This window comes from Nesterenkonia rhizosphaerae, assembly GCF_039544555.1.
GTDB lineage: Bacteria > Actinomycetota > Actinomycetes > Actinomycetales > Micrococcaceae > Nesterenkonia > Nesterenkonia rhizosphaerae.
The window spans coordinates 289,246-309,961 of sequence record NZ_BAABLW010000002.1 but is presented as its reverse complement, the minus strand read 5'-3'; the positions used below and the strand labels follow the sequence as shown (position 1 = coordinate 309,961).

17 protein-coding genes are annotated in these 20,716 nt (G+C 64.0%); 10 read left to right on the top strand and 7 right to left on the bottom strand.

The window, feature by feature from the left end; genetic code table 11:
* Positions 1–4 precede the first annotated feature (4 nt).
* Complete coding sequence (locus ABEA23_RS02835) at positions 5–1,354, bottom strand: galactokinase (RefSeq protein ID WP_345476568.1); 1,350 nt, start codon at positions 1,352–1,354, stop codon at positions 5–7.
* 197 nt (positions 1,355–1,551) lie between these two features.
* Between ABEA23_RS02835 and ABEA23_RS02830 the strand changes: the two genes are divergently transcribed.
* The 3 genes from ABEA23_RS02830 (at position 1,552) to ABEA23_RS02820 (ending at position 4,361) form a co-directional block, all read left to right on the top strand.
* Positions 1,552–1,980: an organic hydroperoxide resistance protein gene (locus ABEA23_RS02830; RefSeq protein WP_260072684.1), complete on the top strand. Its 429-nt coding sequence runs from the start codon at positions 1,552–1,554 to the stop codon at positions 1,978–1,980.
* Between the two features lie 152 nt (positions 1,981–2,132).
* Positions 2,133–3,365, top strand: a complete 1,233-nt coding sequence (locus tag ABEA23_RS02825) for a pirin family protein (RefSeq protein WP_345476567.1) — start codon at positions 2,133–2,135, stop codon at positions 3,363–3,365.
* A 177-nt stretch (positions 3,366–3,542) separates the two neighbouring features.
* Complete coding sequence (locus ABEA23_RS02820) at positions 3,543–4,361, top strand: SDR family NAD(P)-dependent oxidoreductase (RefSeq protein ID WP_345476566.1); 819 nt, start codon at positions 3,543–3,545, stop codon at positions 4,359–4,361.
* A 16-nt stretch (positions 4,362–4,377) separates the two neighbouring features.
* Here ABEA23_RS02820 and ABEA23_RS02815 read toward each other — a convergent pair whose 3' ends face one another.
* Entirely contained in the window at positions 4,378–5,538 is a 1,161-nt protein-coding gene (locus ABEA23_RS02815) for a mandelate racemase/muconate lactonizing enzyme family protein (RefSeq protein ID WP_345476565.1), read from the bottom strand.
* Positions 5,539–5,898: 360 nt separating this feature from the next.
* Here ABEA23_RS02815 and ABEA23_RS02810 point away from each other — a divergent pair, with 360 nt between their 5' ends.
* The 4 genes from ABEA23_RS02810 (at position 5,899) to ABEA23_RS02795 (ending at position 10,163) form a co-directional block, all read left to right on the top strand.
* Positions 5,899–6,828, top strand: a complete 930-nt coding sequence (locus ABEA23_RS02810; RefSeq protein WP_345476564.1) for a carbohydrate ABC transporter permease — start codon at positions 5,899–5,901, stop codon at positions 6,826–6,828.
* 190 nt (positions 6,829–7,018) lie between these two features.
* Positions 7,019–7,867: a carbohydrate ABC transporter permease gene (locus ABEA23_RS02805; protein WP_345476681.1), complete on the top strand. Its 849-nt coding sequence runs from the start codon at positions 7,019–7,021 to the stop codon at positions 7,865–7,867.
* Positions 7,868–7,890: 23 nt separating this feature from the next.
* Positions 7,891–9,273: a Gfo/Idh/MocA family protein gene (locus ABEA23_RS02800; protein WP_345476563.1), complete on the top strand. Its 1,383-nt coding sequence runs from the start codon at positions 7,891–7,893 to the stop codon at positions 9,271–9,273.
* A complete protein-coding gene (locus ABEA23_RS02795; RefSeq protein WP_345476562.1) occupies positions 9,270–10,163 on the top strand; it encodes an NAD-dependent epimerase/dehydratase family protein in 894 nt (297 codons plus the stop codon). Before ABEA23_RS02800 ends, ABEA23_RS02795 begins: the two co-directional genes overlap by 4 nt.
* Positions 10,164–10,177: 14 nt before the next feature.
* Here ABEA23_RS02795 and ABEA23_RS02790 read toward each other — a convergent pair whose 3' ends face one another.
* A complete protein-coding gene (locus tag ABEA23_RS02790) occupies positions 10,178–11,191 on the bottom strand; it encodes a LacI family DNA-binding transcriptional regulator (RefSeq protein WP_345476561.1) in 1,014 nt (337 codons plus the stop codon).
* Between the two features lie 168 nt (positions 11,192–11,359).
* Between ABEA23_RS02790 and ABEA23_RS02785 the strand changes: the two genes are divergently transcribed.
* The 3 genes from ABEA23_RS02785 to ABEA23_RS02775 are packed head-to-tail and all read left to right on the top strand — an operon-like array spanning position 11,360 to position 15,336.
* On the top strand, positions 11,360–12,640 hold the full coding sequence (locus tag ABEA23_RS02785) for an ABC transporter substrate-binding protein (protein WP_345476560.1): 1,281 nt from the start codon (positions 11,360–11,362) through the stop codon (positions 12,638–12,640).
* Positions 12,637–14,349, top strand: a complete 1,713-nt coding sequence (locus ABEA23_RS02780; protein WP_345476559.1) for an MGH1-like glycoside hydrolase domain-containing protein — start codon at positions 12,637–12,639, stop codon at positions 14,347–14,349. Before ABEA23_RS02785 ends, ABEA23_RS02780 begins: the two co-directional genes overlap by 4 nt.
* A 3-nt stretch (positions 14,350–14,352) precedes the next feature.
* The gene (locus tag ABEA23_RS02775) at positions 14,353–15,336 is read left to right on the top strand and encodes a glycoside hydrolase family 43 protein (protein WP_345476558.1); all 984 of its coding nucleotides are present in this window, start codon (positions 14,353–14,355) and stop codon (positions 15,334–15,336) included.
* Positions 15,337–15,351: 15 nt separating this feature from the next.
* Here the strand turns inward: ABEA23_RS02775 and ABEA23_RS02770 are convergent, their stop codons facing one another.
* From ABEA23_RS02770 to ABEA23_RS02755, 4 genes are read right to left on the bottom strand one after another with little or no spacing between them, the layout of a single operon-like run.
* Positions 15,352–16,491 (bottom strand): M24 family metallopeptidase, encoded by a 1,140-nt coding sequence (locus ABEA23_RS02770; protein ID WP_345476557.1) that lies wholly within the window; start codon positions 16,489–16,491, stop codon positions 15,352–15,354.
* A gap of 2 nt (positions 16,492–16,493) precedes the next feature.
* Entirely contained in the window at positions 16,494–18,590 is a 2,097-nt protein-coding gene (locus tag ABEA23_RS02765) for a DUF6807 family protein (protein WP_345476556.1), read from the bottom strand.
* Entirely contained in the window at positions 18,590–19,468 is an 879-nt protein-coding gene (locus tag ABEA23_RS02760) for a sugar phosphate isomerase/epimerase family protein (protein WP_345476555.1), read from the bottom strand. The genes ABEA23_RS02765 and ABEA23_RS02760 overlap by 1 nt, the downstream gene beginning before the upstream one ends.
* A gap of 3 nt (positions 19,469–19,471) precedes the next feature.
* Complete coding sequence (locus ABEA23_RS02755; RefSeq protein WP_345476554.1) at positions 19,472–20,716, bottom strand: dihydrodipicolinate synthase family protein; 1,245 nt, start codon at positions 20,714–20,716, stop codon at positions 19,472–19,474.

The window sequence follows — 20,716 nt, the reverse complement described above, 5'->3', positions numbered from 1 at the left end:
AGCGTTACACCGCGTGGGCGGCCGCGGAGGGGGTGACCTCCAGGAAGCGGATACTCGGGGAGAGCCCGGCAACAGCCTCGATCATCTCAGCAGCATTGTCCTTGGACACCAAGGTCAGCACCGAACCGCCGAAGCCGCCGCCGATCAGCCGGGCGCCCACAGCTCCCTGGGCCAGGGCGGTGTCCACTACCCGGTCGGCAAGCTCGAAACTGACCTCCGCCGATTCGCGCATGCTGGTGTGCCCGGCCGTCATAGCGTCCCCGATCATCGTGGCGGTGTGATCCACCCCGTGGGCCTCGCCGGTGAGTAGGCTGTGGATCTTCTCCGAACGCACCATTTCGGTGACCGCATGGCTCAGCCGACGTCGGCAGGCCGCGGTGTCGAAGCCGTTGATCTCCGCGCGGCCCTCGCTGAGCCGATCGAACTCCTCTAAGACTTCTTCTACGTCTATCTTGCGGCAGGTGCTCGGCAGCGCATCCCGCAGCCGCTCCACACCCAGCAGATCCGCAGCTGCCTCGGACTCCGCGCGGCGGTCCCCGAAGGCGCTGGTTGCCAGCTGATGCGGCTGACCGGTGTCAACAGCAATAAACCGATAGCCGCGCAGCAGGAAGGAGATATCCAGGCGCTTGAGGCTGAAATCCCGGCAGTCCAGAGACAGCAGTTTGCCCTCAGCTCCGCGCATGCTGGTGGTCTGATCCAGCCCGCCGGTGCCGGCTCCCACCACTTCCACCTCAGCGCGAATACAGGCTTCAGCGAGCACTGCGCGCTGCTGGTCGCTCAGCGCCCGGGTGAGTTCTGCGCCTTCATTCTCCTCACCGGTCTGGGTGCCCACGGCCACGAATGCAAGCGCGGCGGCACACTCTAAGGAGGCTGATGAGGACAGCCCGGCACCGATCGGCAGTGTGGTGCGAATCAACAGGTCAGCACCGAAATCCGAGGCCGGGCGCAGCTCGGAATGCTCATCGTCCAACTGCTGCAGCGCCCAGAGGACACCTGAGACGTACTGAGTCCAGGTGGAGGTGGAGCCGACTGACTCGCCGTCGTCCTTCTTTGGTCCGGTCTGGCCGGCGGGGATCTCGATGACGCCCTCGTCCAGATTGATATCCAGGGTGCGCAGCCGCAGCAGGCCGTCCGTGCGCGGTGCCGCCGCCACATAGGTGCCGTGAGGCAGCGCCATGGGCAGGCAGCGCCCGCCGTGGAAGTCGATATGTTCTCCGTTGAGGTTCGCCCGTCCCGGAGCGAACCAGACCCCTACCGCTTTCCGCCCAAACTGCTGTGCAAAGCGTTCGGTCAAAGATGAGGCGATAAGAGAAGGGTCACCGGCGGATAGCCAGCGGGCATTGTCGTTACGCATAGGTGCCCTATTCTGCCACCGCTGCGGCCGGGGTAGGACACTGGCGGCAGCTGGCGACGTGGTGAGTGCGCTACAGGTGAATTCTCCAGCTGATGTCTAGCCAGTGCGAGCAGAGTGTGGTGTTGTAAGAAACGTACGACGCCAGCGGTGAGCATGGCGCCGTCGTCCCCATTGAAGCGAGCAGAAGGAGCACCACCATGGCTGTTGAAGTTCTCTACACCGCTGAGGCCCTGGCTACCGGCGATGGCCGTAATGGCCGCACCAAGACCGCTGATGGCACCGTCGATTTCCAGCTGGCAGCCCCTGAGGCTCTCGGCGGATCCGGCCAGGGCGCCAACCCGGAGCAGCTCTTCGCCGCCGGCTATGCGGCCTGCTTCCACGGGGCGCTGCGCAAGGTTGCCGGTGAGGCTGGCGCGGATGTCTCCGACTCCGCAGTGGGTGCCAAAGTGGGTATTGGCAAGGACGACGACGGCGGGTTCGGCCTGACCGTCACCATTGAGGTGGTCCTGCCGAACCTGGAGAAGGCGGAGGCTGAAGAGCTGGCTGAGAAGGCGCACGCTTTCTGCCCCTACTCCAAGGCAACCCGCGGCAATATCGACGTCGAGGTTGTTGTTACCGACGACTAGGACTTATTGACTCAGGGGCGGTGGCCGCCGCGGTGATGCCTGATCTGAATGGGCTCATCGGGTGGCCGCCGCCCCTTCGCTTTCTGCTTCAAAATTGAAATACTGGGGGTGTGCGTCCAACCTGCTGGGCGCCGCCACCGAGGAGGTCACCTGTGAGCACAGTGAGCACCGAATCCCATCAAGGACTGCCTGAAGAGCAGGTCTGCATCAATGGGCCCTACACCTATGACTCCAAGGGCCGCACCGACGCCGATGACGATCCCACCGGTCTGCGCGACGGTGTCACCACCACCGAATCAGGTGTGCAGCTGCTGGAACCTCGCGATGTGCCCTTGGGTGGGCCACGAGCCATGAACGTCCGGCGCACGCTGCCGCAGCGGGCGCGTTCACTAGTCGGCGCGTGGTGCTTCCTGGACTTCTACGGTCCAGACGACCTCACCGAGGCCACCCCCATGCGCGTTCCCCGCCATCCCCATACCGGACTGGCCACCTGCTCCTGGCTGTTCTCCGGGCGGATCGACCACATGGACTCAGCCGGGAACTGGGCCACCGTGCGGCCCGGGGATGTGGCCATGATGAACGCCGGACGCGGCATTAGCCACTCCGAATACTCCACCGCCGACACCCGGATCATGCACGGCGCCCAGCTCTGGTACGCCTTCCCGGATGAACACCGTTTTGTTGAACCCTCATTGGACAGTCACCGCCCTGAGCCAGTGCAGGGAGAGGGCTGGGAAGCCAGAGTCTTCGTCGGTGAGCTGCTGGGCAGCCGGTCGCCAGTGACCACTTATATTCCGCTGACCGGCGCCGAACTGCGCCTGCAGCCGGGCGCGGTGTTAGAGATCCCCGTCCCCGCCGATCATGAGCACGGCCTGCTGCGCGTGAGTGGTGATGTCAGCATTCACGGCTGTGAAATCCCGCAGGACCACCTCGCCGTCGTCGAACCTGGAGCCACTGCCCTGCGCATCGAAGCAGGCGAGGAACCGGTTCTGGCACTGCTGATCGGTGGCGAACCCTTAAGGGAGCAGATCGTTATGTGGTGGAACTTTGTGGGCCGCAGCCACGAGGAGATCGCCAGCTATCGTGCCGCCTACCAAGCGGAGATGGGATTCGAGGCCCCCGCGGCAGACTCGCCGCTGTATGGGAAGACCGACACCCCGGTGCTGACCGAACGCGCCTCCGCACCCAGCGGCGGCGAAGCGGACGTGGAGGTGGAACCCGGCGCGCTCGGGGCCCCGGTGCACGGAGAGCTGCGGGACCGTCTCGCTGGAACCACATACGACGACGGCCGGCCGTTCCCGCAGTTCGGGGACTTCCCGCCGGGACAGACCCCGCCGCTTCCTGCCCCGCCGCTGCCCACCACCCGGATGAAACCGCGCGGCTGAGCTGGGGGTGTTCTGTTCACGATCTGCTTCTGGAGCTGGTGCGTTAACCCTTGGCCGCACGCCCGGGCCCAGATAGCCTAGCCGCGGCAGGCAACAGCGAACGGTTGATCACGGCAGCCCAGCCATCAGCGTGGTGAGCGACCGGGCAACGAATGCGTGGATCGAGGAGGATCAACCATGAGGATCGCGGATAAGACATTCGTGGTGACCGGAGCCGGGGCCGGTATCGGTCGGGCCGTCACTATCGAGCTGCTAGGACGCGGGGCACGCGTGGCCGCCGTCGACCTCAGTGCCGAAGGGCTGACCGAAACCGGTCAGCAGGCGGGAGCCGGCGAGAGGCTGAGCACCCACACCGTGGATATCACCGACCGTGAAGCAGTCCTAGCGCTGCCGACGCAGACCAGCCGCGTCCACGGCCCTGCGGACGGGATCCTCAATGTTGCCGGCATCATTCAGCCATTCATCCACGTCGAAGACCTCGACTACGCAGATATTGAACGCGTGATAAACGTGAACTTCTGGGGAACCGTCAATATTGTCAAAGCGTTCCTCCCCGGTCTTAAGGCCAGACCCGAGGCTGCCCTAGTCAACGTCTCCAGTATGGGCGCCCTGATTCCGGTCCCCGGCCAGACTGCCTACGGCGCCTCCAAGGCTGCAGTGCGGCTCCTCACCGAAGGTCTCTACGCTGAACTGCAAGGCACTTCTGTGGCAGTCACCGAGGTGTTCCCCGGCGCTGTCGGCACCGAGATCAGCAAGAACTCCGGAGTGCAGTCCGATACCTCCAGCACGGGAGAAACCGCGCGCACCACCTCTCCCCAAGAGGCGGCACGCATCATCGCTGAGGCAATCGAGAAGCCCCGGCTGCGAGTGATGATCGGCAATGACGCCAAACTCTTCGACATGCTCTCCAGACTGGCGCCGCAGCGCAGTATCGCGATGATCGCCAACCGGATGAAGGGACTGGTCACGGCCAGGGCCAAAGAAGCCGGCCTCTAGACCGGCTGCCCCGAGCTCAGCCCAATGCCACTGAGCGGACCAGGTGGTCGGTGAGCACCGCGTCGTCGAGCTCAAAGCCCAGCCCCGGAGTCTGGCTCAGCTGAATCTGCGGACCGCTGCCATGCAGGCTGTGCAGTCGCTGCGGCCACGTCAGGAACGGCACCTCGAGCTGGACGCCGCCGCCAATAGCTGCCACGATCTCCGCCGAAGCGTTCAGCGCTGGCCCGTAGTAGAAGCAGTGTGGCGCTACGACGACGCCGGCGGCTCGCCCGGCTTCGAGGACCTCCAGCATTGCTGAGACTCCGCCGATCTTCCCCACGCTCGGCTGTGCAAAACTCACCGCCCCGGCAGCGATCTGGTGGATCATGCCCTGCACGCCCGAGGCGTTCTCGCCCGCGGCGATTCGACCGGAAGCCGCATTGAGCCGTGCCAGGGCAGCGGTGTCATCGGGTGGAAATACCGGTTCCTCCAGCCACAGCAGATCATAGGGTGCAAGATCCTGCAGCGCCGCAGCCGCTCCTGCCTCATCCCAGTGGCAGTTCACATCAGTCATCAGATCCGCGTCGGGACCGGCCTGCTGGCGGGCGGCGGCTACTGCTGCGGGTGTGGACTCATGAAGTTTAAAAGCAGTGAAACCAGCCTGCTGGGCGCGGCCGATATGGTGGGCGACCTCGACTGGATCTTCCCCGTAGTGGACCAGCGAGGCATAACAGCTGATGGTCTCAGCAGGCTGTTCCGCCAGCAGGGCACGGAGGGGGACCCCGGCGCGCTGGGCGGCGAGATCCCAGAGGGCGGTATCCAGCGCGGAGACGGCGTAGTGCACCGGCCCCGTGCGGCCGAAGGCATGAAATGCGTACTCAGCTTCAACGCGGAAGGCTGCCGGTTCTGCTGGGCGGCCCAGCGCGAAGGGCCCCACGATCTGCTCCAGTGCGGCCCAGGAGGCAGGATTGGTCTTATGCCCGAAAGCCTCGCCCCAGCCGATGCGACCGTCGGAGTCGGTCACTTTCACCATGAGGGATTCCATCCTGGTGAAGGTGTGGGAGGAGGCGTTGAACTCGTCGATGCTCTCCTCCCCGGTGACCCGGCGCTCCGCTGAGAACGGCATGGAAGTCAGCAGGATTTCTACACGGCTGATCGTCACAGAGGTCGCGGAAGGCTCAGGGGAGGCGGCAGACATAGCTGGAAGCCTAGGGCTGGGGGTGTCATCCAGTCCACGGCACAAAAGGCATGAATCGATACAGGTGCGGCATCGAGCCGCCTTCGACTCCTCAAGATTCGCGATTTTGCAAGGGTATTGTTCTGCTTCAAGGCGAGTGGGGGGCCAGCAGCTGTCAACGGGCTGGGCGAAAATCTTTGGAGGAACGAGGCCGTCCGCTTGACCATGAATGTGACCCAACTTACAGTTGAGGACACGAGCATGGGAAAGCGATTTCCGCCACATTTTGACTGACTTCAAGGAGGCAGCCGTGCTGTCCCAGGACCCGCACGCCGGTGCTGCGCTCCAACGCAGAGGCGCACACCCCGAGGAAGGTTGCTGATGAGTGTTGTCGCAGAACTCAGCCAGCTAAAGAAGCAAAAGGGCCAGGGCAAGCGCCGGCACAAGGACAATCTGGCCGGCCATCTGTTCCTAGCACCTTGGACCCTTGGTCTCTTTGCCATCACGCTGATCCCGATGTTGGCCACCCTGTACCTGGCCTTCACCGATTACAATCTGCTTCAGGCGCCGGTCTTCAGTGGGATGGAGAACATCGAGCGGATGATCGACGATCAGCGGCTGCACCAGTCGCTGAAGGTGACCTTCACCTATGTCTTCACCGGTGTTCCCCTGCAGCTGGCAGTCTCCCTGGCGGTAGCGCTGTTCCTGGACCGCGGTATGCGCGGCCTGAGCTTCTACCGCTCGGTGTTCTACCTGCCATCGATGCTCGGCTCCTCTGTGGCCATCGCGGTGCTGTGGCGTCAGATCTTCGGTTACGAGGGCCTGATCAACCAGGTACTGGCGATGGTGGGGATTGAGGGCCGCGGTTGGGTCTCCAGTCCGGATACCGCGCTGTCCACACTGGTCATCCTGCACGTGTGGACCTTCGGTGCCCCGATGGTCATCTTCCTGGCCGGTCTGCGGCAGATTCCGGACATGTACTACGAGGCTGCTTCGATCGACGGCGCCAGCCGCCTCAAGCAGTTCTTCACCATCACCATTCCGCTGCTGACCCCCATCATCTTCTTCAACCTGGTGATGCAGATCATCAACGCCTTCCAGAACTTCACCCAGGCGTTCATCGTCTCCGGAGGTCAGGGCGGTCCCGCCGACTCCACGCTGTTCTACACGCTGTACCTGTACCAGCAGGGCTTCGGCAACTTCAATATGGGCTATGCAGCCGCCATGGCGTGGCTGCTGGTCATCATCATCGCGGCCTTCACCGCCATCAACTTCTACGCTGCAAAGTATTGGGTTCACTACGATGACTGATTCCCTCCAGCACACCCGTGACGAGTTCCCCCGCCGCCAGTCGGGCCAGGCGCCAGAGGGTGCAGAGCTGACCGGCAACGCCGCCGTCAATACTGCTACTCCCTCCGGTGAGCTGCACACCACCACCGAGGAGCGCAGCTCCGCCACCGCCTCGCTGGCAGAGTCCTCGGGAACGGCCAGCGGCCAGCCCATGCGCAGTGTCTCGCCGATGAAGCGAAACGTGCGCTCGGTGATCAAGCACATCGTGATGATCCTGGCGTCACTGGTCATGATCTATCCGCTGCTGTGGATGCTGGTGTCTTCACTGCGTCCCAACGCGATGATCTTCCGCGAGCCCGGCATCCTGCTGACCACCTTCGAGTTCAATAACTATGTCCAGGGCTGGAACGCGCTGAGTCACCCCTTCAGCCACTTCCTGCTGAACTCCGCGATTGTGGTCTTCGGCTCAATCCTGGCGAACCTCGTCGCGTGCTCCATGGCCGCCTATGCCTTCGCCCGGCTGGACTTCAAGTTCAAAGTGCCGATGTTCGCGCTGATGCTGCTGACCATCATGCTGCCGATCCACGTGGTGATCATCCCGCAGTACATCCTGTTCTCGAACTTCGGCTGGGTGAACACCTTCCTACCGCTGATCATCCCCAAACTGCTGGCAACGGACGCCTTCTTCATCTTCCTGATGGTGCAGTTCATCCGCGGCATCCCCAAGGACCTGGATGAAGCCGCCCGCATCGATGGCGCCGGACAGATCCGCATCTTCGCTCAGGTGATCCTGCCGCTGATGACCCCTGCACTGGCCACCACCGCGATCTTCACCTTCATGTGGACGTGGAATGACTTCTTCAGCCAGCTGATCTACCTGACCTCCCCAGATATGTACACCGTGCCGCTGGCGCTGCGAGCCTTTGTGGACTCCACCGGCACCTCCAACTGGGGCGCGCTGTTTGCGATGTCGATCATCTCGATCATCCCGCTGTTCCTGATCTTCCTGGCCGGCCAGCGCTTCCTCATCAAGGGCATGGCCACCACCGGCATCAAATAACCGATAGGAGCGCGAACAACCTCATGAGCGCTGAGAACACTCGCACCCGGTACGTCATCCTCGGCATGGGCAATCGCTGCCAGATGTACATCGACGCCATCAGCGGTCCGCACGCGGATATCGCTGAACTGGTGGCCCTGGCTGATACCAACCCCGGACGTGTCCAGTACTACGCGGACCTGGTGGCCGAACAACACGGCCAGACCGTGGAGACCTTCGACCCGACCGCGTTGACACAGTTCATCCAGGACAAGGGGATCGACAAGGTCATCATCACCACCCCTGACTTCACTCACGCAGATCTGATCATTGAGGCCCTTCGCGCTGGAGCAGATGCTGTGGTGGAGAAGCCGCTGACCGTGGATGCGGAGTCCTCAGCGCGTATCGCAGAAGCGGTCAAGGAGACAGGCCGCGACGTCGTCGTGACCTTTAACTACCGCTACTCACCGCGGAACACTGCCCTGAAGGCCGCCATCCAGGAAGGCAAGATCGGCGAGGTCACCAGCATCGACTTCACGTGGGTGCTCGACACTGTGCACGGCGCTGACTACTTCCGCCGCTGGCACCGCATCAAGGAGAACTCAGGCGGACTGCTGATTCACAAGTCCAGCCACCACTTTGACCTGGTCAACTGGTGGCTGGCGGATGCCCCGGCCCGGGTCTACGCTTCCGGTGGGCTGAAGTTCTACGGCGCTGAGGCTGCTGCTCAGCGGGGGATCACCGCCCATGAGCGCGGCACCCGTGATGACTCCGACCAGGACCCCTTCGCCCTGGACCTGCGCAGCGATGAGCGGCTGGAGAAGCTCTATCTGCGCAATGAGCAGTACGACGGCTACCGCCGGGACCAGGATGTCTTCTCCGAGGGCATCACCATCGAGGACAACCTCGCAGTGATCGCGGACTACTCCCGCGGTGCGGTGCTGAACTACTCGCTCAATGCTCACTCGCCCTGGGAGGGCTACCGGGTAGCGGTCAACGGCACCGAGGGACGCCTGGAGCTGGAAGTGGTCGAACGCGCCGCGGTGCTGCCAGCAGCTGGCGGTGCCCCAGTGGACCCCTCGGTCTCCGAGGATGGACAGTCCAGCACACTGCGTTCCAAGGGCGAGCGGCTGACCCTTCAGCGTCATTGGGAACAGGCCCAGGAGATCGAGATCGTCAACGGCGAAGGATCCCACGGTGGCGGCGATAAGCTGCTGCTGGCGGATATCTTCCGCGGACCCGGTGAGGACCCCTACCGCCGCCCCGCAGGCCTGGTTGACGGCGTCAACGCCATCGCCGTGGGCATCTGCGGCAATAAGTCACTGGCCACCGGTCTTCCGGTCACTGTGGCAGAGGTGGACCTGGGACTCGGTTCCATTGAGGATGAACCGGTTCAAGCAGCAGAGACGCAGGAGGCAGCAGTTTGAGCGAGCGCATCATCATCACTGGCGGTTCTGGGCGACTGGGACGCAGTGTGGTGGAGGGATTCGCACGTGCGGGCTTTGAGGTGATCAGTGTTGATCGCAGCACGCCGGAGAACCCCATCGAGGGCGTGGACTACCACAGCCTCGACCTTCTCGACGCCGCTGCCACGGAGCAGCTCTTCACCACGATCGCACCAACTGCAGTGATCTCCCTGGCGGCGATCGCGGTGCCGTTCTCTGCCCCTGAGGACGTCATTCTGCGGACCAACGCCGGGATCGCGCATAACGTGACCGCTGCGTCTGTGGCCAGCGGTGCCAAGAAGGTCATCATTGCCTCCAGTCCCTCCATCATGGGCTACGGCTCACCGGCAGGGTGGGTGCCGCCTCGTCTTCCGCTGGATGAAGACGTCACACCGAAGCCATGGCACGCCTACGGACTGAGCAAGTACGTTGCCGAGCAGGTGGCGGCCATGTTCGCTCAGCAGACCTCAGACGTGAAGTTCATCAGCTTCCGGCCCTGCTATGTCATCGCCCCCGAGGAATGGGAAGGCGCGCCCACTCAGCAGGGCCACACCCTGAAGGAGCGCCTGGATGACCCAGCGCTGTCAGCGGTAGCGATGTTCAACTATGTGGACGCCCGGGACGTGACCGACTTCCTCATCACCGCGCTGAAGAACATCGATCGAGTGGAGAACGGCGCAGTCTTCTTTGTGGGGGCAGCCGATGCGCTGGCTCGCCAGCCGCTGTCTGAGCTGATCCCGGAGTATTACCCGGAGCTGGCGCACCTGGCCGAAGGCCTGACTGGTGATGCCCCGGCCTTCTCCATTCAGAAAGCCAAGGAAGTCCTGGGCTGGGAGCCCAAGCGTTCCTGGCGCACTGAGCTGGTTGAGTAGTAGGAGTCTGCGGCTCAGGCCGGCACTTGCTCAGTAGATTCACGCAGCACCAGCTGTGGTCGGAAGCTGCGCACGGTGCGTCGATCGACTCCTGGCTCCCGCAATAGTGCTGCCATCTCTGCCCAGGCGGCACGCCCCAGGTCGTGATGCGGGACGCCGACGGTGGTCAGCGCAGGAAAGCTGCAGTGGCTTAAGTCGATATCGTCAAAACCGGTGACAGAGACCTCACCCGGGACGTCGACGCCGAGTTCATGCAGACGTGCCAGCAGACCCACGGCGACCAGGTCGTTAAAGACCAGCACGCCTGTTGCCCCTGTGGAAACTGCTGATTCTGCAGCGCGGCGTCCGTCGAAGACGTCCCTGCCGCCGTCGACTATGTCAATCCGCAGCTGGGGGTGGGTGTCCAGAGCTGCCGAGACAGCACGACGTCGGGGAGGATCCGAGACTGCTCCCTGCGGCCCGGCGACATACGCCAGATGACGGTGGCCCAGGCTCACCAGGTGTTCGATCAGCAGTGTGAGGCCGTACTGGTGGTCAATGCTGAGGCATGGCGCCGGTAACGTTGAGGTTTCCCGATTGACTACTACCGCTGGTGCTGCCTGCTGGAGCACAGCGCGAAGCTGCTCCTGGGGGCCGCGCGGATTGATCAGGATAAGACCATCGCATCTCTGCCGGGCATCCAGGAAATGTGCTTCCTCCGCAGCGATATCCTCTCCGGCGATGGAGACCAGCAGGTGATAGCCATCGCGCTCTGCTGCTTCGGTGACCCCCTGGAGTACAGCGTGCAGCATTGGATTGCGAAGATCCGGGACAGAAACAGCCACTGTGCCAGTTCTTCCCAGGGAGAGGCTGCGTGCCAGATTGCTGGGGCGGTAGTTCAAGGAGGCGGCCGCACTGCGCACCCGTTCGGCAATGCCGGGATCCACCGTGGTGGAACCGTTCATCACCCGGGATACCGTGGCCCGCGAAACTTCTGCCAGCGCCGCGACATCCCCGATAGTGGGCCCGTTCTTCCTCATGCGGGGCATGTCTCTCCTAACGCCTGAATGATGTTGAGGATACCGGTTTCTTACAAGATCGCCGTTGGCGTGCGCCTCTTGAGAAACCGGTTTCTCATCACTAGTATGTGACTCACGACACGTTTTGGCGAATCGCGGCGTGCTCGTCATACCGGCACCTATGAGAGAGAAACCCCAATGAAAAAGCAGCACTACGGAATCAGGATGGGCGCAGCTGCCGCGGTGGCTGCGCTGTTGCTCACCAGCTGCGGCTCAGGCGAAGATTCCGCTGGCGCCGATGAGAACATCGAACTCCGGTTCTCTTTCTGGGGCAGCGGCCTACGGGTAGAGCAGACAGAGGCCATCATCGACGCGTTCACCGATGAGCACCCGCATATCACTATTACTCCCTCCTACTCAGACTTCAGCGGCCACTGGGAACAGCTCGCCACCCAGACTGCAGGAGGCGATGCGCCAGACATCATCCAGATGGATGACAAGTATCTGCGTGAATACGCAGACCGAGGGGTTCTGCTGGAACTTTCGGATATCGACCTCTCTAATTTCGACGAGGGAGCCGTGGAGAACGGCCGCACAGATGACGGACTGTTCGGTATCACCACTGGCATCAACTCACTGGCTCTTGGCGCCAACCCCGAACTCTTCGAGGAAGCCGGGCTGGAGATCCCCGATGACACCACCTGGACGTGGGATGACTTCGCTGAGATCACCGCAGAGCTCAGCGCGAACTTAGATGGCGCCTACGGCACCAATGAGACCAACGAGCCCGGCGGTTTCCAGGTCTGGCTGCGCCAGGATGGAAAACACCTCACAACAGACGAAGGAACTCTCGGCTTCGAGGAGCAGGACCTCGTGGAGTACTACGAGTACCTGCAGGGACTGCTTGAATCCGGCGGCATGCCCGCGGCAGATCTGATGTCCGAGAACCGCGGCGCCAGCCCGGAGCAGCAGCTGATCCACACCGGGCGCGTTGCCCTTGCACCCATGTGGACCAGCTCCTTGGCAGGGATCTCGCAATCCTCCGGAGTGGAGATGCAGTTGCTGCGCTTCCCCTCCAAGACCGGCAATGCGGAGGACAACGGGCTGTGGAACAAGTCCTCCATGTTCCTCTCAGCATCGGCACGCACCGAGCACCCTGAGGAGGTCAAGATGTTCATCGACTACATGGTCAACGACGTCGAAGCTGGTCTGCTCGGCCTCACTGACCGGGGACTTCCCTCCAACCAAGAGGTGCGCGCTGCAGTCCTGGACGCTATCGATGGCCAGGATCTGAAGTCAGCCGAGTTCGTGGAGGAGATTCAGGACGAGATCGCTGGTCCAGAGCCGGTGCCCTCCCTAGGCTTCTCCTCACTGCAGGAGACACTGGTGCGGTATGAGGAGGAAATGTACTTCGGGCGCCTGACGCCGCAGGAAGCTGCAGAGCGCACTATCTCCGAAATGGAATCTCAGCTGCGATGAACCCAGTACTTCAACAGGTCCTGACCAGACTGCGAGAATCGACGTCAACTGCCCACCGCAGCAGAGTGTCAGGACAGCTGGCAGCGGATCTGGATGCTGCTGGAATCGGATTCGCCGCGGTAGGTGGGCGCTTCGAGCAGCGCTGGCTGCAGGCGCTGAGTGAACTCCAGTCATGCCTGAGCCCGCTCGGCGGCCAGCAGAATGAAGCCCTGCGCGAGGGCGGCCCCTATGACGGAGCGTGGCTGGAGTCCACCGGCACCATCAGTGCCGAGATGCTCTCCCGATTCAGCCCAACAACAGCTCAGGCAACGCTGGGTCTCTTCGCAGAGCACCAGCGCAACGACGGGATGATCCCCTACAAGGTCACAGCCGCAGGCCCCGGTTACACCCAGATACAACTGGTCAGTCCGCTGGCCCGCAGTGTGTGGAACCACTATCTGCTCCACCGCGGCAGCACCGGTGGTATCCAGTGGCTGGAAAAGATGTATCGGGCCATGGCCCGATATGACGACTGGCTCATGGAACACCGCAACACACGGGGGACTTCTGCCGTGGAAGCCTTCTGCGCCTTCGACACCGGACACGACCTGTCACCACGGTTCTGGTTCGCACCGGACCGCTGCCCCGACGGCGACGCCACTCGTTATGACCCGCAGCGGCCCACGGTGCCGTATCTGGCGCCGGATCTGACAGCCAATGTGGCCTGCCAACGCGAGTACCTCGGCAGGATCGCCCAAGAGCTCGGGGAAGATCCCGAACCATGGAGCAGTAAATGGGAAGGGTCAATCGATGCGCTGTTCGAGTACTGCTTCGACCCGGAGGACGACTTCTTCTATGACCGGGACGCTACCGGCAGCCCGGTGAAGGTGCAGTCGGATGTGCTGCTGCGCGTATTAGCCTGCGAAGTCGGCGACGAAGAGCTCTTCGACACCTCACTGCGCCGCTACCTGATGAACACCGCCAAGTTCCTCAGCCACTACGGATTCACCTCCATAGCCCTGGATGATCCGCGCTTCGACGCCGACGCGACGCGGAACTCTTGGGCCGGACCGGTGAACTTCCTCAGCCTGCTGCGCGCCCCGCATGCCTTTGAGCACCGTGGACGCACCGCGGAACTGGCCCTTGCCGCAGGCCCTGTGCTGGAAGCGCTCACCGATGCCGAAAGCTTCCCGCAGTGTCTGGACCCGTTCAGCGGAGAAGCCGGCTATACCGGTGGGTACTCACCGGCGATCCTCTGGTATCTCGACGCCGTCGAGCGGTACTTCGGGATCCTGCCGGTCTCCGGCACCAAACGCAGCTGGACGCGAGCAGACGGCGAACCAGGCATCTGGTTCACCGGCCTGGCTCCAACTCAGACAGCGCGCGGTCACAGTGAAACCGCCGCTGCGGTGGCCTACTCACGCCAGGTTGGGGACATGCACTACGAGCTGGCCGCCGACGACGTCGAGGTCGTCACCTTCTGCAATGGTCAGCAGCATCTGCGCTTCCCGCGCGGATGGCGTGTGGAGACTGACTTACAAGGCACTCCCTCGGCAGCAGTAGGTGTCAGCGGAGGGCTAGTGGACGGGGAGCTGCGCTGGCATGGGCAGATTCTCCGGTTGCAGTTGGGCCCTAATGAGCGAGCCGAACTGAACATCGCAGAAGACTCCGGGGAGCTGCGGGAGGGGCAGCGTCGTCGTCCCGGCTTTGTCGCCCCCCAGTGGAACTGACCGATGAGCAGTAGTCAGCGTGCAGAGTTGAACGAGTCTTCGGGCATCAGGCGGCGCACCGGACAGATCCAGATTCGCGATCCCTATGTCCTTCCCGTCGCGGCCACCGGGGTGTATTACATGTTCGGCTCCACGGACGCGAATATTTGGTCGGGGCAGGCAATCGGCTTCGACGCCTACCGCAGCACTGATCTGGAGCACTGGCAGGGCCCGTTTCCGGTGTTCCGGCCCAGGGCCGGATTCTGGTCCCAGACGAACTACTGGGCACCAGAAGTGCATGAATACCAGGGTCGGTACTACATGCTGGCGACCTTCGGGGCGGGGGAGTACATTGACCGCCGCGGGACAGCGGTGCTCTCTGCCGACTCCCCGCTGGGACCATTCCTAGTGCACAGCACGGACAGTCACGGGCGCCCGGCCCCGGTGACCCCTGCCGGCTGGGAGTGTCTGGATGGCACCCTGTACCTGGATTCAGCAGGCCAGCCGTGGATGGTGTTCTGTCATGAGTGGGTGCAGATCAGCGACGGTACGGTCTGCGCAGTGCGGCTTTCTCCGGATCTGCGACGGGCGGAAGGGGAACCGGTGGTGCTCTTCAGCGCCTCCCAGGCGCCTTGGGCCGAAGCTGTGGAGAGCCCTCGGCACGGGCGCGGATGGGTCACCGACGGACCGTTTCTACACCGCACGGCGCAGGGCAGCCTGCTGATGCTCTGGTCGAGCTTCCGCCACGGGCGGTACGCCCAGGGACTGGCCATCTCTGCCACCGGCGAGATCACCGGACCCTGGCGGCATGAACCTCAGCCGCTCTTCGCCGCAGATGGCGGCCACGGCATGATCTTCCGGCGTTTCGATCACTCCGGGGGGCCGGGCAGCCTGATGCTTACCCTGCATAGCCCCAACCGGACTCCGCGGGAGCGCGCGCAGTTCATCGAGCTGCAGGAGACCGCTGACAGCCTCCAGGTGGTGGGGGCGTTGCGCCCGACGTCGTGACCTGACCGGCCGGTGCTAGCGGGTCAGCGGAAGCGGACGACGACGCCCGCGCACCTCGGTGGTGGGCCAGCGCTCATCGGTGCTCAGAATCTCCAGGTCAGCGGCACCGCGCAGCAGCACCGTGTCCTCCACCTTGAATCCCAGCCCCAGCTGCGGGCTGAAAGCCGAGGGGTTCCACGCAAAGGGCTGACCCGAGTGGATGAGATCCGGCACCCCAGGTGAGACCCGTGGATCCCGGCCCTGGTAGCCGGCGGCCCCACCCTGGTGGTGCAGTGTCCACTCCGCCTGGCTGAAACCGTGCCGCGGATAGGACTCTTTAAGGACCTCGAGCACAGTGTCCAGCGCAGTTCCAGGAGTCAGGGCGTCAAAGACGTCGGCCTCGACCTCCAGAATCGCCTGCTCCTGCTCGAGCTCTTCTGGGGAGGCCTCGCCAAAGCGCACCCACCGGGTGACATTGGCGATCAGCCCGTCCCGACGTGCGCAGACCACGGCCATGGCCCGGCGGCCAAGCGCGGCGTCGGTGGGAAGCGGATGGCGATGCCGGGCTCGGGACTCGCCGTTGACTAGCAGCACCACCGGATCTGCTCCGGCGGAGATCAGCCACGGGGCCAGTGCGGCGGCCAGCTGCCGTTCGGTGGTGGACGGTGTTACCTCGCTGAGCACCTCGGTCAGCGCCCCAGCAGCATCCTGGCACAACGCCCGGTACCGCTGTACTTCAGTCTCCAGCAGGCTGGCTCGGGCCTCTCGCAACGGCAGTGCCGCTGAGCCTTCATCAGCCAGCGAGCCCTCAGCTACCGTGCGCAATGAATCCGGCAGCCAGGAGGCGACGTCGTCGATATTGGCATGCCAGGCCAGCTCATGGATCTGCAGTCCCGGAGCGTCGGTCAGTTCTCGCAGCTCCTCGGCGCGGATGCGCTCGGCCTCATTGTTGAAGACCGCCAGCTCCACGCCGTCGCGGTGCGCCACAGCGCGCAGAATAGGCGGTCCGGCCAGACTCACATGCACTCGCGCGCCGCACAGCAGCCAGGAGAGCGCCCCGGCGGAGGAGAGCACGACGGCGTCGTCGCCGGTCTGCTCCAGCAGCTTGACCAGACGGGCATGTTTCGCTGTGAACTCTTCAGTACGGGTGGTGATCGTCTCGTTCAACTGGCTCATCTCTAAACTCCTGTGGCTGGGGTGGTCAGCTGGGCGGCAAGCTCCGCTGCGCGCTGGCGGTCCAGCTGCCCGTCGAGCACCAGCACCCGCAGGCTGCGCCCGACGCGCTCACCGGGTTCCAGCAGCACGGCGCTGTCCCAGGCCAGGGACATGCCCACACCCGGGTAGGACTGATACCGGACGAACCAGGGATCAGGATTGACGGCGTCGGTCTCATCCTCGCCGCGGATCAACAGCAGGGACGCCTCACCAGCGTGGCCGTGCCGGCTGGGCAGCGGCTGGAAGTGGCCACTGATGGCCAGCCACTGGGTGACCGAACCGTGGACGGCCTCCTCGCCTTCAGCCTCAGCGGTGAAGATCGACGCCGCGTCAATCTGCGGCAGCCGCCAGAAGAAGCCGCCGTAGCCGCCTTTCTCGCGGCCATTGGACCCGGGGCTTCCCAAGCTGATGGTCTCGGACCGCGCAGAACGCAGCTCGAAGCCGAAATCCAGGTTCCAGCCTGCGGCACCGGCGCGGTAGTCAGTGCTGGCGGTGCGCTGCTCGGCAAGGATCGGCTGACCATCGGCGGCGATCCAGCTCAGGCTCTGCTGCAGCCGCTGTCCGGCGTCGTCGTCGGTGATCTCTTCGGCCTCCACGGTGATGCGCCCGTGGTCCTTGCGCCAGATATACCGGCCGTCCTCACGGGTGTAGGTGCGGCCGCCCCAGAAGTTATTGCCATTGACATCCTGAAGCGCCACCCCGACACCTAAGTGCCAGGTGTGATCCAGCGGCTGCTGGTCAGTGACCACCACACCAGCTGCAGTGGTGACCTCGTCCAGGAACGGCCGGGGCGAATCCGTGGGTGAGATATCGGTGCCGGTGCGCAGCGTGGCTACCCGCCGAGCATGCTCGCCGGCTCCTGCCATCAGCTGCCCGGACTGTGCCGGTTCTGCTGCCCAGGGTGCTCCCAGTGAGGAAAACGACGACGGCGCGGCCTTGACTGCCCGGGCCAGATAGTTCTCGATATGCGGGATGATCGGATGCCGATCCGGTCCCTCACCGGCGAACTCCAGATGCTTCTCGGCGATGGCCGAGGGGTCTTCGGCGGTGCGCACCGTCTCCAGGACCTTCATGAAGGCGCCATGGTCCTCCAACGGAGACAGCAGTCGGTCTGCAGCGCCGGTCTGGTAATCGATCAGATTCTCCAGCAGATTGGTGCGCTCGAAGCTGAGCCGCTGCTCATTTTCCGCTCCAGGACGCTGCGGATTGGGCGTGATCACCAGCTCATCACGGGTGTAGTACAGCACGGCCTGGCCCTCGGTGCCGTAAATGGTGATCCAAGGATCCTGCTGGTCGGCAGCGCACAGGGTCAATGCCGCGGTGACCGGGATGCCGGCAGTAGTGCGCAGCTGAACGATGGAGGTGTCATCGGCTTCGATCGGATGCGCGTGATGCAGCTGGGTGCTCAGCTGGGCCACATCACCCAGGCGCTTGGCCCCGGCAATATGCAGCGCAGTCTTCACTGCATGAGCCAACGGATTGGTGACCACCCCGTCCACCACCTGTACGCCGTTGAGCGTCCGGCGTCCGGCCCATGGGGCGCGGGCGTAGTAGCTGGCGGTGCGCAGCCACAGACCGGTGGCTCCCACGGCGCGCAGCTGACCAATTGTCCCGCGCCTGAGCATGTCCTCAACGGCTGGCAGCGCGTGGGAGCCGATGGACTGGAAGCCCACCTGCACATGGCGCCCGCAGCGGTCGGCTTCGACGAGCAGCCGCTCGTACTGCTCAAGGGTCGCCGTCGGCGGCTTCTCCAGCAGCACATCGGCGTCCATGCGCAGGGCCTCCACGGCCAGGTCGAAGTGCGTGTTGATGGGGGTGGAGACGATGACGATGTCCGGGCGGTGTCCGGCCTCTCTGGCTTCACCCAAGGTCTGGTAAACCGGGATGTCCCCGCGGACCTCGGGCCCGGGGTCCGAGAGGCTGACACCAGCGATCAGTCGGACCTTGCCCAGCTCGGTGAGCCGGGCAATATTGAGCAGATGCTGGCGGCCGAAGCCGTCCAGGCCGATCAGAATCACTTCAGGGGCGCGGACGGCCGCGGCCGCAGCATTATCTGCCATTACTCTCCTTTGAGGAACGGGAGTACCAGTTCGTCGTAGCGGGCCTTCATGGTCTCCAGGGTGGTGCCAGCATCCTGGTTATTGATCTGCTCGTTGAAGATCTCCACCTCCACCGGGCCGGTGTAGCCTGCCTCGGCCACCCAGCGGCTGATGGTGGGGAAGTCAACGTAGCCGTCTCCCATCATGCCCCGTGACTTCAAGGCATCGGTGGCGATCGGCAGATTGAAGTCACAGATCTGGTAGCTGGCAATGCGGTTCTCCGCACCGGCGCGGACGATCTGCTCCTTCAGCTGAGGATCCCACCACACATGGAAGGTATCGACGACGACGCCCACAGTCTGCGGGCTAAACGGCGCGGCCATATCCAGAGCCTGCCCCAGCGTGGAGAGCACGGCGCGGTCTGCTGCGTACATCGGGTGCAGCGGCTCCAGCACCAGACGGACACCGTGCTCGGCCGCATAGGGTTCGAGCTCGGCGATACCGTCGGTGACGCGCTGGCGGGCGGCGACCACATCTTTATCTCCGGCCTCGCCAGTGCCGCCGATCAGGTGGGCGGCAGAGGGCAGTCCGCCCACCACCATGATCAGCTCGCTGGTGCCGATCGCAGCAGCTTCCCGGATCGCAGCCCTGTTGGACTCCAGGGCGGCAGCCCGGTCCTGTTCGCCGGTGGCGGTGAGAAATCCACCGCGGCACAGCGTGGTGGCGGTGAGCCCGTGCTCATCGATGATGGCCCGTGCGGCTTCACCACCTCCGGCCTGTTCCAGCAGGTGACGCCACGGGCCGATGTGCTTCAGCCCCGCAGTCGCCACAGCCTCGCAGGCTTCGGCCAGGGAGAGGTTCGGGGTGGTGCCGGTGTTCAGCGACAGCTCAAAACTCATGCTCTACAGACCTCCGGCCTTCAGCAGCAGGCCCATGCGTTCAGTGGCCAGCTGCGGATCCCGCAGCAGTCCAGCCTGATCGGCCAGCACAAAGGTGTGTGCCAGGTGAGCCAGCGAGCGCCCGGAGTGCAGGCCTCCTACCAGCTGGAACCCGGTCTGGTGACCGTTGAGCCAGGACAGGAAGGCAATGCCCGTCTTGTAGTAGAAGGTCGGCGCGCTGAAGATGTGCTTACCGAGTTCGCGGGTGGAGTCCAGGATCGCTCGTCCGCGAGCCGCATCGCCGTCGTCGTAGGCCTGCAGAGCAGTGGAGGCTGCCGGGTAGATGGCGGCGAAGATGCCCAGCAGCGCATCCGAGTACGCGGTGTCGTCACCGTGGATGAGCTCCGGGTAGTTGAAGTCATCACCGGTGTAGAGCCGCACACCCTCAGGAAGAGCTGCGCGCAGCTGCTTCTCATGCTCAGCATCCAGCAGGGAGACCTTCACCCCGTCCACCTTCTCCGCGTTCTCGCGGATCAGGGTCAAGAAGGTCTCGGTGGCCTCGGCGACGTCGTCAGAGCCCCAGTAGCCTGCCAGGGCGGGGTCGAACATGGTGCCCAGCCAGTGCAGGATCACCGGCTGCGACGCCGTGCTCAGCAGTTCGCTGTAGAGGCTCAGGTAGTCCTCAGCACCGGAGGCGACCTTGGCCAGGGCTCGGGAGGCCATCAGGATGACCTTGGCACCGGAGGTTTCTACGACCTCCAGCTGTTCCAGGTAGGCAGCGCGGACTGCAGCCAGACCTGGCTGGCCCTGCTCCACCGTGGCGGGGTCCACCTGGTCGGTGCCGGCGCCGCAGGCGATGAGATCGCGCACGGTCCGGCCCTCCAGCGCCGGATAGGTCTTGGCCTCCAGGACGGCTGCAGCCTCAGCGGCGGAGCGCCGGATGAGCTCTTTGGTGGCCTCATAATCCAGGCCCATGCCGCGCTGGGCGGTGTCCATGGCATCGGCCACGCCCAGCCCGTAGGACCACAGCTCGTGCCGGTAGGCCAGGGTGGCCTCCCAGTCCAGCTGGGCGGGAGCCCCGGGGGTGTTATCCGCGTTCATCACCGGCACCACGTGGGCGGCGGCGTAAACCTTGCGGGAGGTGATGGGCTTGGTGGGCCGAGTGAACTCACCCAGGATGGGGTCCTTGCCCTGCAGGGTGTATTCGATGCTGCCGCCCTCGAGGGTCGGCAGGGTGAGCGTCTGTCCGGTGACTGTCTGTGCGGTCAT

Coding starts and splice junctions, on each gene's coding strand:
- ABEA23_RS02835 (WP_345476568.1), bottom strand. CDS start 1,354: ATGCGTAACGACAATGCCCGCTGGCTATCCGCCGGTGACCCTTCTCTT.
- ABEA23_RS02830 (WP_260072684.1), top strand. CDS start 1,552: ATGGCTGTTGAAGTTCTCTACACCGCTGAGGCCCTGGCTACCGGCGAT.
- ABEA23_RS02820 (WP_345476566.1), top strand. CDS start 3,543: ATGAGGATCGCGGATAAGACATTCGTGGTGACCGGAGCCGGGGCCGGT.
- ABEA23_RS02815 (WP_345476565.1), bottom strand. CDS start 5,538: ATGTCTGCCGCCTCCCCTGAGCCTTCCGCGACCTCTGTGACGATCAGC.
- ABEA23_RS02810 (WP_345476564.1), top strand. CDS start 5,899: ATGAGTGTTGTCGCAGAACTCAGCCAGCTAAAGAAGCAAAAGGGCCAG.
- ABEA23_RS02805 (WP_345476681.1), top strand. CDS start 7,019: ATGCGCAGTGTCTCGCCGATGAAGCGAAACGTGCGCTCGGTGATCAAG.
- ABEA23_RS02800 (WP_345476563.1), top strand. CDS start 7,891: ATGAGCGCTGAGAACACTCGCACCCGGTACGTCATCCTCGGCATGGGC.
- ABEA23_RS02790 (WP_345476561.1), bottom strand. CDS start 11,191: ATGCCCCGCATGAGGAAGAACGGGCCCACTATCGGGGATGTCGCGGCG.
- ABEA23_RS02785 (WP_345476560.1), top strand. CDS start 11,360: ATGAAAAAGCAGCACTACGGAATCAGGATGGGCGCAGCTGCCGCGGTG.
- ABEA23_RS02780 (WP_345476559.1), top strand. CDS start 12,637: ATGAACCCAGTACTTCAACAGGTCCTGACCAGACTGCGAGAATCGACG.
- ABEA23_RS02775 (WP_345476558.1), top strand. CDS start 14,353: ATGAGCAGTAGTCAGCGTGCAGAGTTGAACGAGTCTTCGGGCATCAGG.
- ABEA23_RS02770 (WP_345476557.1), bottom strand. CDS start 16,491: ATGAGCCAGTTGAACGAGACGATCACCACCCGTACTGAAGAGTTCACA.
- ABEA23_RS02765 (WP_345476556.1), bottom strand. CDS start 18,590: ATGGCAGATAATGCTGCGGCCGCGGCCGTCCGCGCCCCTGAAGTGATT.
- ABEA23_RS02760 (WP_345476555.1), bottom strand. CDS start 19,468: ATGAGTTTTGAGCTGTCGCTGAACACCGGCACCACCCCGAACCTCTCC.
- ABEA23_RS02755 (WP_345476554.1), bottom strand. CDS start 20,716: ATGACCGCACAGACAGTCACCGGACAGACGCTCACCCTGCCGACCCTC.